We start from the raw sequence: 13694 nt of genomic DNA, 5'->3' as shown, positions 1-13694 counted from the left end.
CCCGCGGAGCGGGTACCACATCGCTGCGCGATGTGCAAGCGGGGCGGTCGCTGCGCTCCCGCTGGCCCTCGCGATGCGAGGGCGGTCCCCTCCGCTGCGCTCCAGGGACTGGTGGAGCCGGCCGCTGCGCGCCCGGCCGGCCGCGCATCGCGCGGTCGTGGCTGGCGGGGTGTCAGGTGCGGCTAGTGGGACTTCCAGTACAGGAGTTGGGGAGTGCTCCGCACTCCTGGGCGGGTCCGCTGCGCTCCCCCGCCTGACGGTCCTTCCGGCTGCGCCTCCAGAACCTTCGGGCCCGCTGACGCGGGCCGGGCTGGACTATGAGGGATGGAGGTCGCTCGTTCGTGTGGGTTCTAATGTACCGCGTGCATCAGGTTGATGCAGCATGTACCGTTGGCGAAAACACGGGACACCCCCCAACCGCCCCGGAATTCCGAGAGGAACGACCGCAGATGACCGGTCACCACGAATCTACCGGACCTGATCCCGCGCTGAGCAGCGATTCTGTACGCCGGGTGACGCAGTACCAGACGGCGTGCGTGAACGCCCGGTTGAAGGTGTTCGCGCTTCTGGAGGCGCAGGGCGTGTCCGCGAGCGAGGCGGACGACCTGGTGGCCGCGCTGGAGGCCGGGGCGGTCGCCGGGGCGCAGTGCCAGGTGGTGGAGCTGGGCGGCACGGCGCTGGCCTCTCGGGGCCCGCTGTTCTCGGACGGCTGGGATGAAGGCGTGACGGCCGTGAGCGAGGCCCTGGTGCGCATCGCGGACCGGGAGTGGTCCCGGCGCGGCGGCCGGTCGGCCGGGGCCACTGAACTGGCCGTACACGTCGCGGATGTGAGGCAGCGTGAGCGGGCCGACCTGGTGCGGCTGGAGAGGTTCGTCCGGGAGGCGGTGCTGCCGGGCACCCATCCGCACACCACGGCGCGGCGCCGGGTGCTGGAGGCGCTGGGCGAGGCCGGCGGTCTGTGCACCGCGCGGACGGTGAACGCGGACGGAGACGTCATCGTCTGCACGCTCGATGCCGGGCACTACGACCCGGACGACAAGCCGCCCTTCAAGGACGGAAAGCCGGGCGGATGGCACAAGGCGGATGCGTCGATCTGGAACGACTTGGGCGCGGCCTGCATTCCGCACGCGGCCCTCTAAAAAACCACAGGAATTCAGCGCTCGGGGAGGCAAGTAAATGTCAGCGATTCAGCTCAAGGAACACCAGGTCGATCAGCGCTCCGCGTTTCGCAGGTGGGTGGGATTCCCTGCAAGGTCATCGGTGCCCACGCAGGGTGCCCGGGGCACGATCGTGTCAGCGACCGGTTCGGGCAAGACGATCACGGCCGCCACGTGCGCGCTGGAGTCGTTCGCGGACGGCCGGATCCTCGTCACCGTCCCGACCCTGGACCTGCTCGCGCAGACCGCCCAGGCGTGGCGCCTGGTGGGCCACCGGGCCCCGATGGTCGCCGTGTGCTCGCTGGAGAACGACCCGGTGCTGAAGGAGCTGGGCGTGCGGACCACCACCAACCCGATCCAGCTCGCCCTGTGGGCCGGGTCCGGGCCAGTCGTCGTGTTCGCCACGTACGCCTCCCTGGTGGACCGCGAGGACATCGACGCACCCGAGGGCCAGCGGAAGGTTCGCGGGCCGCTGGAGGCTGCCCTGGCGGGCGGAGAGCGGCTCTACGGCCAGCAGATGGCGGGCTTCGACCTCGCGATCGTTGATGAGGCACACGGCACCGCCGGTGATCTTGGGCGGCCGTGGGCGGCGATCCACGACAACGCCCGCATCCCGGCGGACTTCCGCCTCTACCTGACCGCGACCCCCCGCATCCTCGCCTCGCCCCGCCCGCAGAAGGGCGCAGACGGCCAGGAGGCGGAGATCGCGACCATGGCCGACGACCCGAACGGCACCTACGGCGCATGGCTCGCAGAGCTCGGGCTGAGCGAGGCGATCGAGCGAGAGATCCTCGCCGGGTTCGAGATCGACGTCCTGGAGATCCGCGACCCCTCCCCCGTCCTCGGGGAGTCCGAAGACGCCCGGCGCGGCCGGCGCCTGGCCCTGTTGCAGACCGCGCTCCTGGAGCACGCCGCCGCGTACAACCTCCGCACGGTCATGACGTTCCACCAGAAGGTCGAAGAGGCCGCCGCGTTCGCGGACAAGCTCCCTGAGACCGCCGCCGAGCTGTACGCCAACGACGCGTCCGACGACGACCTGGCCGCAGCGGACAGGCTGCCGAAGTCCTCCATCGACGCGGAGTTCTACGAACTCGAGGCCGGCCGCCACATCCCGCCAGACCGCGTGTGGTCGGCCTGGCTATGCGGCGACCACCTCGTCACCGAGCGGCGCGAGGTCCTGCGCCAGTTCGCCAACGGCATCGACGCGGCCGGGCGCAGGGTGCACCGCGCCTTCCTCGCCTCGGTGCGTGTGCTCGGGGAGGGCGTGGACATCACCGGCGAGCGGGGCGTGGAGGCGGTGTGCTTCGCCGACACCCGCGGCTCGCAGGTGGAGATCGTGCAGAACATCGGCCGCGCGCTCCGCCTCAACAAGGACGGCAGCACGAAGGTGGCCAGGATCATCGTGCCGGTGTTCCTGGAGCCGGGCGAGGACCCCACCGACATGGTCGCCAGCGCCAGCTTCAAGCCGCTCGTGGCCGTGCTCCAGGGCCTGCGCAGCCACGATGAGCGCCTGGTCGAGCAGCTCGCCTCCCGCGCGCTCACCAGCGGCAAGCGCAAGGTCCACCTCCAGCGTAACGAGGACGGGCGAATCGTCGGGGCCGGCGGCGAGAGCGACGGCGAGGACCAGGAGCCCGGCGGCACCGCCGGCGCTGCCGAGTCGGCCCTGCTCCACTTCTCCAGCCCGCGCGACGCCGCCACGATCGCGGCGTTCCTGCGCACCCGGGTCTACCGGCCCGAGTCCCTGGTCTGGCTGGAGGGCTACCAGGCCCTCATCCGCTGGCGGAAGGAGAACGGCATCACGGGCCTCTACGCCATCCCGTATGACGTCGAGGTCGAAGTCGGCATGACGAAGTCGTTTCCGCTTGGGCGGTGGGTGCATCAGCAGCGGAAATCCCTGCGGGCGGGTGAGCTGGAGGAGCGGCGCAAGACCCTGTTGGATACGCCGGAGGCTGGGATGGTCTGGGAACCGGGCGAGGAGGCGTGGGAGTCCAAGCTCGCCGCGTTCCGGTCCTACCGGCGGGCCACCGGGCACCTTGCGCCGCGTCAGGACGCGGTGTGGGGCGAAGGCGAGACGATGGTGCCCATCGGGCAGCACATGGCCAACCTGCGCCGCAAGGGCGCGAAGAACGGCCTGGGCAAGGACCCGGAACGAGCCGCCACACGCGCAGCGCAGCTGACGGAGATCGACCCGGACTGGGACGTCCCGTGGCCGCTCGACTGGCAGCGGCACTACCGCGTCCTGGCGGACCTGGTCGACGCCGACGGCCACCTGCCCGACATCGCCCCCGGCGTGCTGATGGACGGCGACGACATCGGCAAGTGGCTCCAGCAGCAGAAGCAGCCGGCCATCTGGGCGCGGCTCCTGCCCGAGCAGCAGGAGCGACTGTCCGGGTTGGGCGTCAAGCCGCTTGAAGCGCTGTCTGCCGCCCCGGCGGCCGGGCGCGCGGCCAACGGCCCGAGCAAGGCACAGCAGGCGTTCCAGCGGGGCCTGGCGGCCCTCGCGCAGTGGGTGGAGCGGGAAGGCGCCCACCGGCCGGTGCCAAGGGGCCACAGTGAGCAGATCGCGGTCGACGGCGAGGCGGAGCCGGTGGTCGTGAAACTGGGCGTATGGGTATCGAACACCAAGTCCAGGCGGGACAAGCTCGCCCAGGAGCAGCTGGATGCGCTGCGGGAGCTGGGCATGGAATGGGCGTGACGGTCCGGCGCTGAGCCGGACCGCGCGGGGCCCTGGGCGAGAAACGTCTGGGGCTCCGTGCTATTTTCGTTATGACATTTCGTGGGGAAGAGTGCGGTTTCCTGGGACCCTCATGACAACCGCCCATCGATCCAGCTGTCTGGAATCGGGGGCGGGGATGTGTTCGGTCCACATGTTGTCCCGCAGGTTGGGAAGCCACTGGGGCTTCGGTGTGAGGTCCAGAACGGCAAGCATGCCGAGCGTGACTCCTGCGGCTTGGTAGGCCACCGTTTGCCCCAAGTAGCGCTTGAGGTCTTCAGGTTCCGCCTTCCTGAGTTCGCGCTTGCACTCGATCACGATGCTGAATCCTGGGAAGATCACCAGGATGTCGGCGCGGCCTCCGCTGCGGTCGATGGTTTCCATCTGTACTTCGAAGCAGGCGCTGTCGAGGTAGTCGTGCAGATCTTCCTGCAGTTCGATCTCCAGCGGGAGCTTCTCTCCAGGCTTGGGCGCGAAGAGGTAGGCAGTCTTCTTCGTGTGCTTGTCACGGCCGCGGTTCGTCCTGTTCGCCAGGAATCGGATTGTCGCGGTGACGAGGCGGATGAAGTGCTCCCGTACCGAAAAGGACTGAAAGTCCGGGCAAGGTTGCAGTCCTCTGATGACCTCCTTGAAAAGGTCTTGCTCTGCTTTGGGCAGGGTCTTGATGTGACTGCTGTAAGCGTCGGTGAGCTGCTCATGTAGGCCGTTGAGCGTGTCGGGAGGCAGGGCCGCTAGAACCTGCCTACCAAGTTCGGCGGCCAAGTCGTCGGCCGCTCCGTCTTTTCCCGGGCCGTCCTCAGGTTCTTCAGGCGGAAGCCCGAGCCGGGACTCGACTGCTGACCGGAGTTCCTCGGCAGCCTGCCTATCCCAGTCGGGTGGAGCGTCGGCGAGCAGCGCGTGCACGTGCAGCAGGAGTCCTTCACGGGCGGCAAAGGCATCTTCGATACGGGGAGCTACGAGGAGCTGCAGCGCAGAGGCGTCGCCGGTTGGGGTGAGGCGTACGGAGCGGTGAGCGGTGTAGGCAGCGAGGATGTGCTGGATCGTCTGGCTTGGCCAGGTGGGGAGGGGTGAATCGAGGTGGGCGGCGGCGTGCTCGAGATCGGCGCTGAGGGTGTACCACGCTGCTTCGGTGTCGTAGCGGCCATCTCGCCAGCCTGTTCGTAGACCGGTGAGCCAGAGCGCGTGTTCAGAGGTGCAGCGGCGTAGTTGCGCTGCCTCGGTGCTGAGGGCTTCGTTGTCGTTGGCTTCGAACGCCAGGACCGCGTTGATTGCGGCCCGGTATGCGGTGGCGTCCGGGCGATCCTCGTCGGAGTCGATGGCTTCGGTGAAGTGGGTGCGGCTGGCGGTGAGCTGGGTGAGGAGGCTTGAGCGGTCTGCGGCGTTGAATGCGTCGGAGAGGTGGCACATAGCCAGCTCGAACGCAGCATCGGACCGTAGAGCCGGTATGTCAAGGAATGCGTGGAGTGCGTTAGTCAGGTCTGCATCGCGCCATTGTTCATAGCCTGCTCCGAGCGCCCGTACGACTTGGCGTGCGTACCCGATGGGTGCGGAAGGGGCTTGTGGGTCAGTGAGGACATCAAGGACTCCGTAGCGCTTGATGGCCCCTCCGGCGAGTGCCAGGCGGAGTGCGGCTTCAAGGAAGAGGCCTGCGGTCTCGGCTTCGAGGGCCGTGGCGTGGGGCTCGGTCCGACGCAGGGCGATTCGATTCAGCGCGGTGGAGTGGTCCCTCAGGTACCCGGGGTGGTCGCACAGTCGGTCAAGGAGGTCTCCGACGACGCCCGGCCGGTTCTCCGCCGTGAGTGTTTCGGCGATGAAGGCTGCGGCGCGGTCTGGGCTGTTGAGGCAGTCCCAGGCAGCAAGGAGAGTCTCGGCGGCGCGGAACCACAGTCGAGAGGTGGCAAGTTCATCTGCCTGGGCAAAGAATCGATCTTCGCCGCCGAAGTCTTCGAGTGTGGGGGCGTCTCCGCGGCGAGCTAGGAGTGTCTCGGGCGGCGTCACGGTGGGCCCTCCTTATCGTGCGGCGGCCTGCGAGGAATGACGCGTTAACGCGTCGACGGAGTAATGGTCACCACATGAAGGCCCCTGCTTCAGCGATCTTCGCGCGGTCGTCAGGGATGACCGTACGGGCGAGTTCACGGTTGGCCGTAGCGGCGATGATCTGCAGCCCGTCGGTCTCTTCGCAGATCGCCCGAAGTTGCTGCAGCGTCTCGGCAAGGTCGGTCGGGATCATTTCCTGGGCGCCGGCGGAGTCGATGAGGAAGAGTCCGGGATGACGGCCGCCGTGCTGCTGGCCGACACGGAGGAGGGCCAGCAGCGTGGCCATGCGCAGACGCAGCTGTTCGCCCTCGGTCATCTTCTGGAACCAGGACGGCCCATCGTCCAACTGGAGCTTCATGGGACCGTTTGCCTGCAGCTTTACGCCCTGGAGGTTGTCGTATCCCAGTCGGACGGCGAGGTCGAAGATTTCGCTGCTGACCCGATCCATGATCGGCTTGCTCGCCTTTCCGGCGCGCACGTCGGCTTCTTTGTACGCAGCCTCCAGGATCTTCTCCTCTGGGGCCGGCGGCGTTATTCCACCCGCGCGAGCGTGGGTGGCTTCGCGTTCTTTCAGGGCGCCGCGCAGACGTTCCAGGTCAAGCTGGCGTCGCAGAACAGAGGCATCCGGTAGTGCTGCTTGGGCAGCGGCCATCGCACGGCGGGCCGCGTCGAGCTGGGCTTCGGCCTCTTTCCGTTCCTTCTCCGCGCGCCGCAGCGCTGTGCGGGTCTGGTCGTCCGCAGCGGCCAGAGAGGCGATGTTCTCACTCAGCTGGTCGATAGCTGTGGTGTCCTCCGGAGCATCCTCGGGAAGTGTGCTGCCGCAGACGGAGCAGTGGTCCGCGGCTTGGTCGCCGCGCGCCTGAGCGAGGTCAGCGACGGGGGTGGTGCAACGCGGGCAACACGTCGGGGCGAGAGCCCCGAAGTAGCGCTTGGCTGCCGTGTTCTCCTTCATGTCGCGTAGCCGCTTCCGGTCTTCCACGAGTGTCTGGTGCAGCTCGGTGTAGTTCTGCTGGACGGTTAGCTGCACCTGTACGGCAGTGGCATGGCGTCCCGCGCAGGATGCAACGTGGGCCGCGGCTTGCTCGATGGCCAAGGCTTGGTCTTCCAGGGCGGGAGCGGCGCCAGTGTTGGCGAGGGCCGCCTCGGCAACAGTGATCTCATCCTTGAGCTGTTGCAGGGAGCTCGCACGGGCCTGGGTGTCTTCGGTGGCCCGACGCTTCTCGCCCCGCTGCTGCTGCCGGACAGTTTTCAGGGCGGTCTCAGCGTCCCGGCGTGTGCTGGTCCAGGGAAGGCCGATGAACATCTGCAGCAGGCTGACGACGGATCCGTTCTCGCTGGTCTCTCCGAGCAGGACTTCAGCGTTGCGGTTGCGGCAGATCAGTGCGTGGCTGAACAGCGCCCAGTCGGTGACGGTGGCCTTGCCGTCTTCTTCGCCTTTGACGTCGGAGTGCCACCCTCGGAGGATCTCCAGGTTGAGACGGTCCATCATGAACTGGCTCATCACGGAGGCGAACTCGGCTTCGCCGGCGAAGCCGATACTGGGGGTGGTCTTTCCGGTCTCCAGGCGTCCGGTCGGTACGCCGTCCTTGTGCTGGAACTCCACGCTGAAGGGCTCACCGTCGATGTGGCCTTCGAGCCGAACGTGGGAGATCCATCTGCGTGCGGTGTTCTGCAGCCGTTTGTTCTTGCCTCGCAGGCACCACCAGATCACTTCCAGGACTGTGCTTTTGCCTTTGAGGTTGTCGCCGGCCAGGCACCACAACCCGTCGCTAAGCCGCCAACTGAAGCGGAAGTCGTCAGTGAACTTGCCTGCCTTGGTTCCTGAGAACTCGATCGAGGTCAATGCAAGGCGGTGCGGTCGCGGCAGCACACCGCTCTCCCGTACCCGGTGATGCTGGAGCACTGCTGCGGCCTCCGCGACGTCCACACCAGCACGGCGGGCAACGGCCTCGGTGAAGTTACTCATGCGCTCCCCTCGCTCACCTTGCTCTGCAGCGCTGCCAAACGGGCCCGGACGCGCGGGAGAATGCCAGCGATGTCCTCGCCCATGTGGGTTCGTTCGTACTCACCCTGCGCGTACTGGAGCTCCTTCAAGGCACTGCCGCTGCGGTCCCCGGCCAGTAGCAGCACCAGTGCGGCGCGTTCGTCGTACCAAGACAGATCCGGCTCCTGCGAGCGCATCTCCTGTGCGTCCCGTCGGCCCGCCGGCAGCAAGCAGTAATCCCAGCGGTCGATGTCGGGCGCTGTCCCGATGGCGTCGATACCGATCAGTCCATGCGCGACCAGCAAGGCCAGAGCGTCATCGAGGGACTCGTAGGCGCCATAGCGCCAGCGGATCATGGGATAGGACTCGAGATCCGGCTCATCGCCTTCCAGCAATGCAGCCGCCCTGTCGACCGGGCTGACTCCCGGAACGCTCCGGCCGACCTCCGCGGCGTTCAACAGTTCATCGGCAAGGTAATCGGGGTTGCGGAGCCAGAAGTCGAGCGCCTGGAGCTTCTTCTGCCCGCGTAGCACCGCCACTGCGTCCGGATGGGCCGGGCACCCGCTATCCGGGTGCGGACAGTGATCCAACAGGAAGAGGATGCGCACAGCATCCTGAACGCGGCTCGCCCTCCGTGTGCGTACCTCCACGCCGTCCGATGTCATACGCCCCCCGCCGATCTGGCTTCCATCGCCCCGTAGACGAGTAGCACGAATCATCACTCCTGCGTAAGTGATCCAGCACAATCCGCAGTCGTAGCCGCGTTGACGGCGGCGAGGCGCGGCGGCCTCGGCCGACGCGCAACCGGCTGAGCGCGCCCCGATCCCCGACCGCGGCCGCGCCACCCATCCCGCCCGTCCCTTCCTCCTTCACTCCAGCCAAGGGACATGGGCAGAGCAGCCGCAACGGGGGATGTCAGCGATCCGACCACGGCAAAACGGCGTGGTGACCTGCGCGGACACGGAGACGGTCCTGGGGGCCGCGCAACACCTAGCGCAACCCTTGGCGCAACCTTCAGCGCAACGAATAGGCGCAATCTCCAGCGCAACCTCGTGCTCCTGGTCGACCGGGGCGGCCGGTCATGCGGCCCGGACGGCTCCGTGGGCGCGGGCGAGGTGGCGCAGCTCGGACCGGGCCGCCGGCACTGAGGGGCGGTCTCCCAGTAGGGGTGCCACCACCGCCGTACGGACAGGAGCAGCAGGCGGCGGCGCAGGGCGGTGGTGTCGCGGGGGCGGGGTGCGGCCAGTGCTTGGTAGGTGGCGTTCCAAGCGGCTTGCGTCTGCACCAGGTCGTCGGGGCTCTGGCGCAAACGAAGTCGCAGCCGGGGTACGTCGGTGAATCCGGTTGACCGCCCTGCGGCTCGACGCAGATCCTCACAGAAGTAGCCAGGACGACGGAGGCCCCCCAGTGCGCGACGACGGCAAGGACTTTCACTTCCCGCCCCTTACCAACGGGCTCGACTTCCTCGTCAGTGCTGTCACCTTCCTCGCGGCTGAAGGCAGCCCCGTCCCCCGCGAGCTGAAGTACGCCACCCTTCATCTCCAGTGCGCAGCCGAGACCCTGTTCAAGGCGCGCCTCGAGATGTACAAGCCTGACCTCGTGTGGACCAAGCCCACGGAGTACGACAAGGGCAAGCACCAGAGCGGCGATTTCACCAGCTGCGGCATCAAAGATGCGATCAAGCGTCTCAACGCTCTCGCCCAGGACGGAACCATCACGCTCAGCACCACCCTCGACCCCGCCAGCAGCGACTTGAAGGACCTCGGCAATCTCCGGAACCGGCTCATGCACTTCGGCTGGCGCGACACCACCGTAGCCGTGAAGACCCGTACCCTCCCCGTCCTGACCCTGCTCTTCGACTTCGTGAACCACGACGTCCTGCCGTACACCGCAGACTGGGAGGCAGCACGGCAGATGGACGAAGTCCGCGGCCAGTTGAAACACCTCACCGACTTCGTCACCCAGCAACAGAAGTCCATATCCGGCCAGCTCGCCGGCCATGAACACTCCACCACCGCATGCCGCTCCTGCGGGCAGTACGCCGTGGTCCTCGACGGCGGCGCCCACGACCTGAAGTGCTTCTTCTGCGACAAGGCGTACGGCACCGGAGATGAAGCAGCCTGGGAGTTCACCGGCGAGAACCGGCACATCACCATCAAGCAGGGTGGCAACGACCTGGCCACCTGCCCGGCCTGCGCCGCCTCGGCCATTGTTCCGGTGCGCACCCTGGGCTATCCCGCCGCAGACTCGTACATCTGCTTCGGGTGCGGCAGCGACTGGGAAGGGATCTGCGAGTGGTGTGGGAACGGCGGGTACATAGTCCCGGAAGCGGACATGTGCGATGAATGCTACGACATACGCCTCGCCAACTTTTGAGGTCCAGGCCCGGCCTGCTCGACGGGTACCAGGCATCGCCCGCGATGCGGTCTCTTGGTGCTCAGGCCGTCGGTGGTCTGGATACAGCCGGTCATCGCCCATTCATGCGGCAGGCACGGGCGCTGTCTTGGTCGGGGGTGAGCTCCTCACGGATGGCTTCGTCCCCATCGTGGGGCCGGTCTGCTTCAGGGCGCCGAGCCTTCGTCGGCGCGCGGACGATCCGCTACGCCTCGCGTACGGCGGTCTGCGGCGGCCGCGGCTTCGGCGGCGAGCTCCTGGGCGACGCTGTCGGTGGTCGTGATAGCTGTGGTGCAGGCATTTTCCGGACGTTGTCTGCAGGCCCCGGCGGATCACCGCCCAGTTGGGCAGACTGGTGAGCCGGTGCACGCCAGCTGGAACTGGGGGGAACACGTGATCGTCAGGCACTTCTTGGGCAAGGACGACGAACTGGCCCGGCACCTTGTTCAGGAACTCAACACCCCACTGGACTGGCCGGAAGAGGGACTGAGTACTGGGCACGTTGCGAGGATCTCGTCTGCCGCGGCCTGCGACGTCTCTTACGATCAAGCGGCCAACGGACATCTGGCCGACCTCTTTGCCGCGCTTCCCTTGCCAGGCACGCCCGATGGTGCTGAGTTCTGGCGTTCCTTGGGGCAGGCGGGAGGTGACGCCGCTCTCTACATCGATCCCGGCAACGCGGGTGGTCCGTTCTTCGAGCGCATTCTTGAAAGCAACGAGGGAGGCATCGCAGACCGCGTACTCAGCTTTCTGGGAGAACTCTCCGACCAACAGCGCGACGCTGTAGCCGACGTGCTCGGTGACGCATTGGCGCGTGACACGTTCACCGGCGGAAGTCGGTACCTGGGGCGGCTGTGGCTGCGCGACGCTGAGACCAGTGCCTGGCACGTTCTACTCGCCAGCCGGCGGACGGACGACCGCACACGCTTCCTCGAAGCCTGGGGCAACGCCTGAGCAGACTGGGCGATGAGTGGGCGCGGGCCGCGCCGAACACGTCGTCGAGTCGTAGACGGTGCCCGGGACGGCGTCGGCGAGCAGCTGGTGGACACAACTCCCAGTCCGCGAGCTCCGCCGGGCCCCGGACGTCGTCGGCCGGGTCCTCGTGCCGGGACGCCTTCCGGGCATCGAGCCGCGCTTCCTCGAGGGCCGCCGCAACAGCGCCGGCGTCCATGGCCCGGTGACGGCGGGGCAGGGTGAGCGGTCGGCGGGTACCGCCGTCGGGCAGCCATATCCTGGTCGTCTTCGACCTCGCATTCGTGGTGAGAAATCAGAGCGGACCGCCGCCAGAACGCTTCTGAGGCTACCCGCCAGATTTCTTTATAGCAGGCTGAAATTCGACTGCGTCAGAACAGGAAATCCACAGCTTGAACGTGCGTAAAAATCCGCACGCAGACCATGGGCGCGAGTGCCCCACTCAGTGAAATACGACTCGGTGATGGCCTCCACGACGAGGGAATGCAGGTCTTCCTCCGTCGCTCCGGCCTCCTGGAGGTCCAGGATCTGCTGCACGGAGGTGGGCGAGATCGGGGTGGTGATGGTGCGTGTACGGCCGTTGTCGGAGCTGCCCGAGGCGATGAACCCGAAGTAGGCCGTCACCTCCACCATCATCCTGCTGGAGGTCGACGCCTTTTTCCGAGTCTGATCCCTGACCTGCGGTTTCCCCTTGCATTGAGTCTCCTCGACCAGGGCGGCCTGCAGACGCTTTTGCGGGGTCTTCAGCGTTCCGGAGCGGTAGCGCTCGATGGTGCGGCGTGAGATGCCCAGGCGCTCCGTCAGGACTTTGGTCGAGCCCTGCGCCCGCGTGAGGAGGAATTTCATCTGGGCTGTTGCGGATTTCGGCGCGGGACGGGTAAAAGCTCTCCTGTTCTCAGATCCCGTGTCATTTTCTCAGTCGCGATGTCATGTGACTGGCCGAACTGGCACGGGATTGAGAATCGCTGGCCACTGCCGTCACTCGTTTGAGGACTCCGTTGCCAGCGGGATACCGCACCGCGGGCAGCCGTTTGCGTGGTCGTCCGGGCAGACGTAGCCGATGGCACCGTCCACGCACCATTCGGCGGCCTCCTCGGACAGCAGGTCGGGCCCGGCATGGAGCAGCCGACGAAATTCCGTGGTGTCCGCAATGTCGGCCGGGCGGTTGGTGAACCAATCGTCGAACCAAGGCTTGTCCCGGTGCATGCGCCAGTGCGCATTCTTCCGGTCATCGACAGCCGTAAGGAACCGATCGACGATGCGCCCCCAACTCGGAGCTCCGAACCAGCCGTTGTCGGACGCGCAGAAGGATTCGATCAGGGTTCGCAGGCCGAACTCCTTCTCGTGAAGGCAGTACCTTCGCCCCCATGAGATCGCGACCTGTGCCATCTCCGCGAGTTCTTCTCGCGGATCAACCTCGTGCGCCGGGTCGTCAGGGTTGTGGCAGGACAGCCCAAGCTCGAGCACAGACTGCGCGGTCGGTAGAACCCGAGACGGGTTGACGATCGCGAGACCGACAGCGATCCAGTCGACATGGTCGAACGACAGCATCGAGCGCACGAGTCGGGTGGTTGCCGTGTTGATCCGCATCATTGTGCCGTCGTGCAGCGGACTCTTCCCGGCATGCCAGTTCTCGACGGGTGTGTTGCGCCACACCGCGAGCGTGATGCGGGTGGCGGCCAGCCACAGCAGGGCGTCGTCGTCGAGGTGCCCGAACCGCTTGGCACACTCCTGGGCGCCGTAGGTGATCAACTCTTCCGGTTTCGGCCACCTGTGGCTGTCGGGCCCTTCAGGCCCTTCAGGCGCGTACTCGTAGTCGTCGGCGTACTCGTCGAGGATCGCGCTCAACTCGGCTGCGCTGTAAGCCTCGCTGTACTCGGAGCTCTCCGGCTCCTCGACGGTGTACATGTCGTGGTCCCAGGAGACATATACGTCGCCCCAGAGCACGACGTCTTCGCACTCGCTGGCGTTGTCCGTCACAACCGGCCTGATGGTGATCGGCGCAGTACGTCCGTCGGTTCGCTCGCCGTCCTTCTCGGCGGCCCATGCAGTGATGACCCCGAGCGGCTTCGGAAGGAGAGGACCGACCTCGGTGATGCTGAACGGCTCGTCGTCGTCATCGGTGTCGAACCGGCTGTTGACGAACGCGACCGCCTCGGAGGGCGTGCTGACGATGGACTGGCTACCACTCTCGTTGTCAACCACTCGCCACAACGCGCTGTTCTTCACGATGCTCTCCGATCGCGGTGAGCGCACCCGGGGCGGGTGCGATGTGCCGGGTCGCTCGGCACTGACTCCGATTATGGGCTGATCAACTGTCCGTAGTCCCGCAGGCGCTTGTCGGCGACGAAGCTCGGGACGTTCGTGTGCAACCTGCATCCCCGATCTCTACACGCGCCCCTGGAAGGCGTTTTGTCATGCATGGATCAGGATTAGG

9 protein-coding genes and 1 pseudogene are annotated in these 13694 nt (G+C 66.8%); 4 read left to right on the top strand and 6 right to left on the bottom strand.

All coding sequences use genetic code 11. The features are described from left to right. The first annotated feature begins 512 nt into the window (after nt 1–512). Together ACTYVM_RS33135 and ACTYVM_RS33130 are read left to right on the top strand one after the other, a co-directional pair. On the top strand, nt 513–1139 hold the full coding sequence (locus ACTYVM_RS33135; protein WP_445529516.1) for a hypothetical protein: 627 nt from the start codon (nt 513–515) through the stop codon (nt 1137–1139). A 37-nt stretch (nt 1140–1176) separates the two neighbouring features. Then, nucleotides 1177–3852, top strand: coding sequence for a helicase associated domain-containing protein (locus tag ACTYVM_RS33130; RefSeq protein ID WP_445529515.1), 2676 nt, complete (start codon nt 1177–1179; stop codon nt 3850–3852). A 69-nt stretch (nt 3853–3921) separates the two neighbouring features. Here ACTYVM_RS33130 and ACTYVM_RS33125 read toward each other — a convergent pair whose 3' ends face one another. The 4 genes and pseudogenes from ACTYVM_RS33125 to ACTYVM_RS33110 form a co-directional block, all read right to left on the bottom strand. Further along, a complete protein-coding gene (locus tag ACTYVM_RS33125) occupies nt 3922–5868 on the bottom strand; it encodes a hypothetical protein (protein ID WP_445529514.1) in 1947 nt (648 codons plus the stop codon). Between the two features lie 67 nt (nt 5869–5935). Continuing rightward, nucleotides 5936–7873 (bottom strand): AAA family ATPase, encoded by a 1938-nt coding sequence (locus ACTYVM_RS33120; protein WP_445529513.1) that lies wholly within the window; start codon nt 7871–7873, stop codon nt 5936–5938. Beyond that, nucleotides 7870–8499 (bottom strand): hypothetical protein, encoded by a 630-nt coding sequence (locus tag ACTYVM_RS33115; RefSeq protein ID WP_445529512.1) that lies wholly within the window; start codon nt 8497–8499, stop codon nt 7870–7872. The genes ACTYVM_RS33120 and ACTYVM_RS33115 overlap by 4 nt, the downstream gene beginning before the upstream one ends. 471 nt (nt 8500–8970) lie before the next feature. Further along, a pseudogene (locus ACTYVM_RS33110) lies at nt 8971–9200 on the bottom strand (DUF8825 domain-containing protein). A 98-nt stretch (nt 9201–9298) separates the two neighbouring features. Here ACTYVM_RS33110 and ACTYVM_RS33105 point away from each other — a divergent pair. Both ACTYVM_RS33105 and ACTYVM_RS33100 read left to right on the top strand, forming a co-directional pair. After that, complete coding sequence (locus ACTYVM_RS33105) at nt 9299–10267, top strand: hypothetical protein (RefSeq protein ID WP_445529511.1); 969 nt, start codon at nt 9299–9301, stop codon at nt 10265–10267. A gap of 429 nt (nt 10268–10696) precedes the next feature. Next, complete coding sequence (locus ACTYVM_RS33100; protein WP_445529510.1) at nt 10697–11239, top strand: hypothetical protein; 543 nt, start codon at nt 10697–10699, stop codon at nt 11237–11239. Nucleotides 11240–11602: 363 nt separating this feature from the next. Here the strand turns inward: ACTYVM_RS33100 and tpg are convergent, their stop codons facing one another. Both tpg and ACTYVM_RS33090 read right to left on the bottom strand, forming a co-directional pair. Further along, nucleotides 11603–12103 carry a telomere-protecting terminal protein Tpg gene (gene tpg / locus ACTYVM_RS33095; RefSeq protein ID WP_445529509.1) on the bottom strand — a complete coding sequence of 167 codons (501 nt, stop codon included), beginning with the start codon at nt 12101–12103 and terminating at the stop codon, nt 11603–11605. Nucleotides 12104–12235: 132 nt separating this feature from the next. Continuing rightward, nucleotides 12236–13486, bottom strand: a complete 1251-nt coding sequence (locus ACTYVM_RS33090) for a hypothetical protein (RefSeq protein WP_391440790.1) — start codon at nt 13484–13486, stop codon at nt 12236–12238. Nucleotides 13487–13694 lie beyond the last annotated feature (208 nt).

It is taken from the genome of Streptomyces cyslabdanicus (assembly GCF_052663305.1).
The sequence above is the reverse complement of the archived record's forward strand: the minus strand, read 5'-3'. Positions and strand labels throughout refer to the sequence as shown.

Coding starts and splice junctions, on each gene's coding strand:
- ACTYVM_RS33130 (WP_445529515.1), top strand. CDS start 1,177: ATGTCAGCGATTCAGCTCAAGGAACACCAGGTCGATCAGCGCTCCGCG.
- ACTYVM_RS33120 (WP_445529513.1), bottom strand. CDS start 7,873: ATGAGTAACTTCACCGAGGCCGTTGCCCGCCGTGCTGGTGTGGACGTC.
- tpg (WP_445529509.1), bottom strand. CDS start 12,103: ATGAAATTCCTCCTCACGCGGGCGCAGGGCTCGACCAAAGTCCTGACG.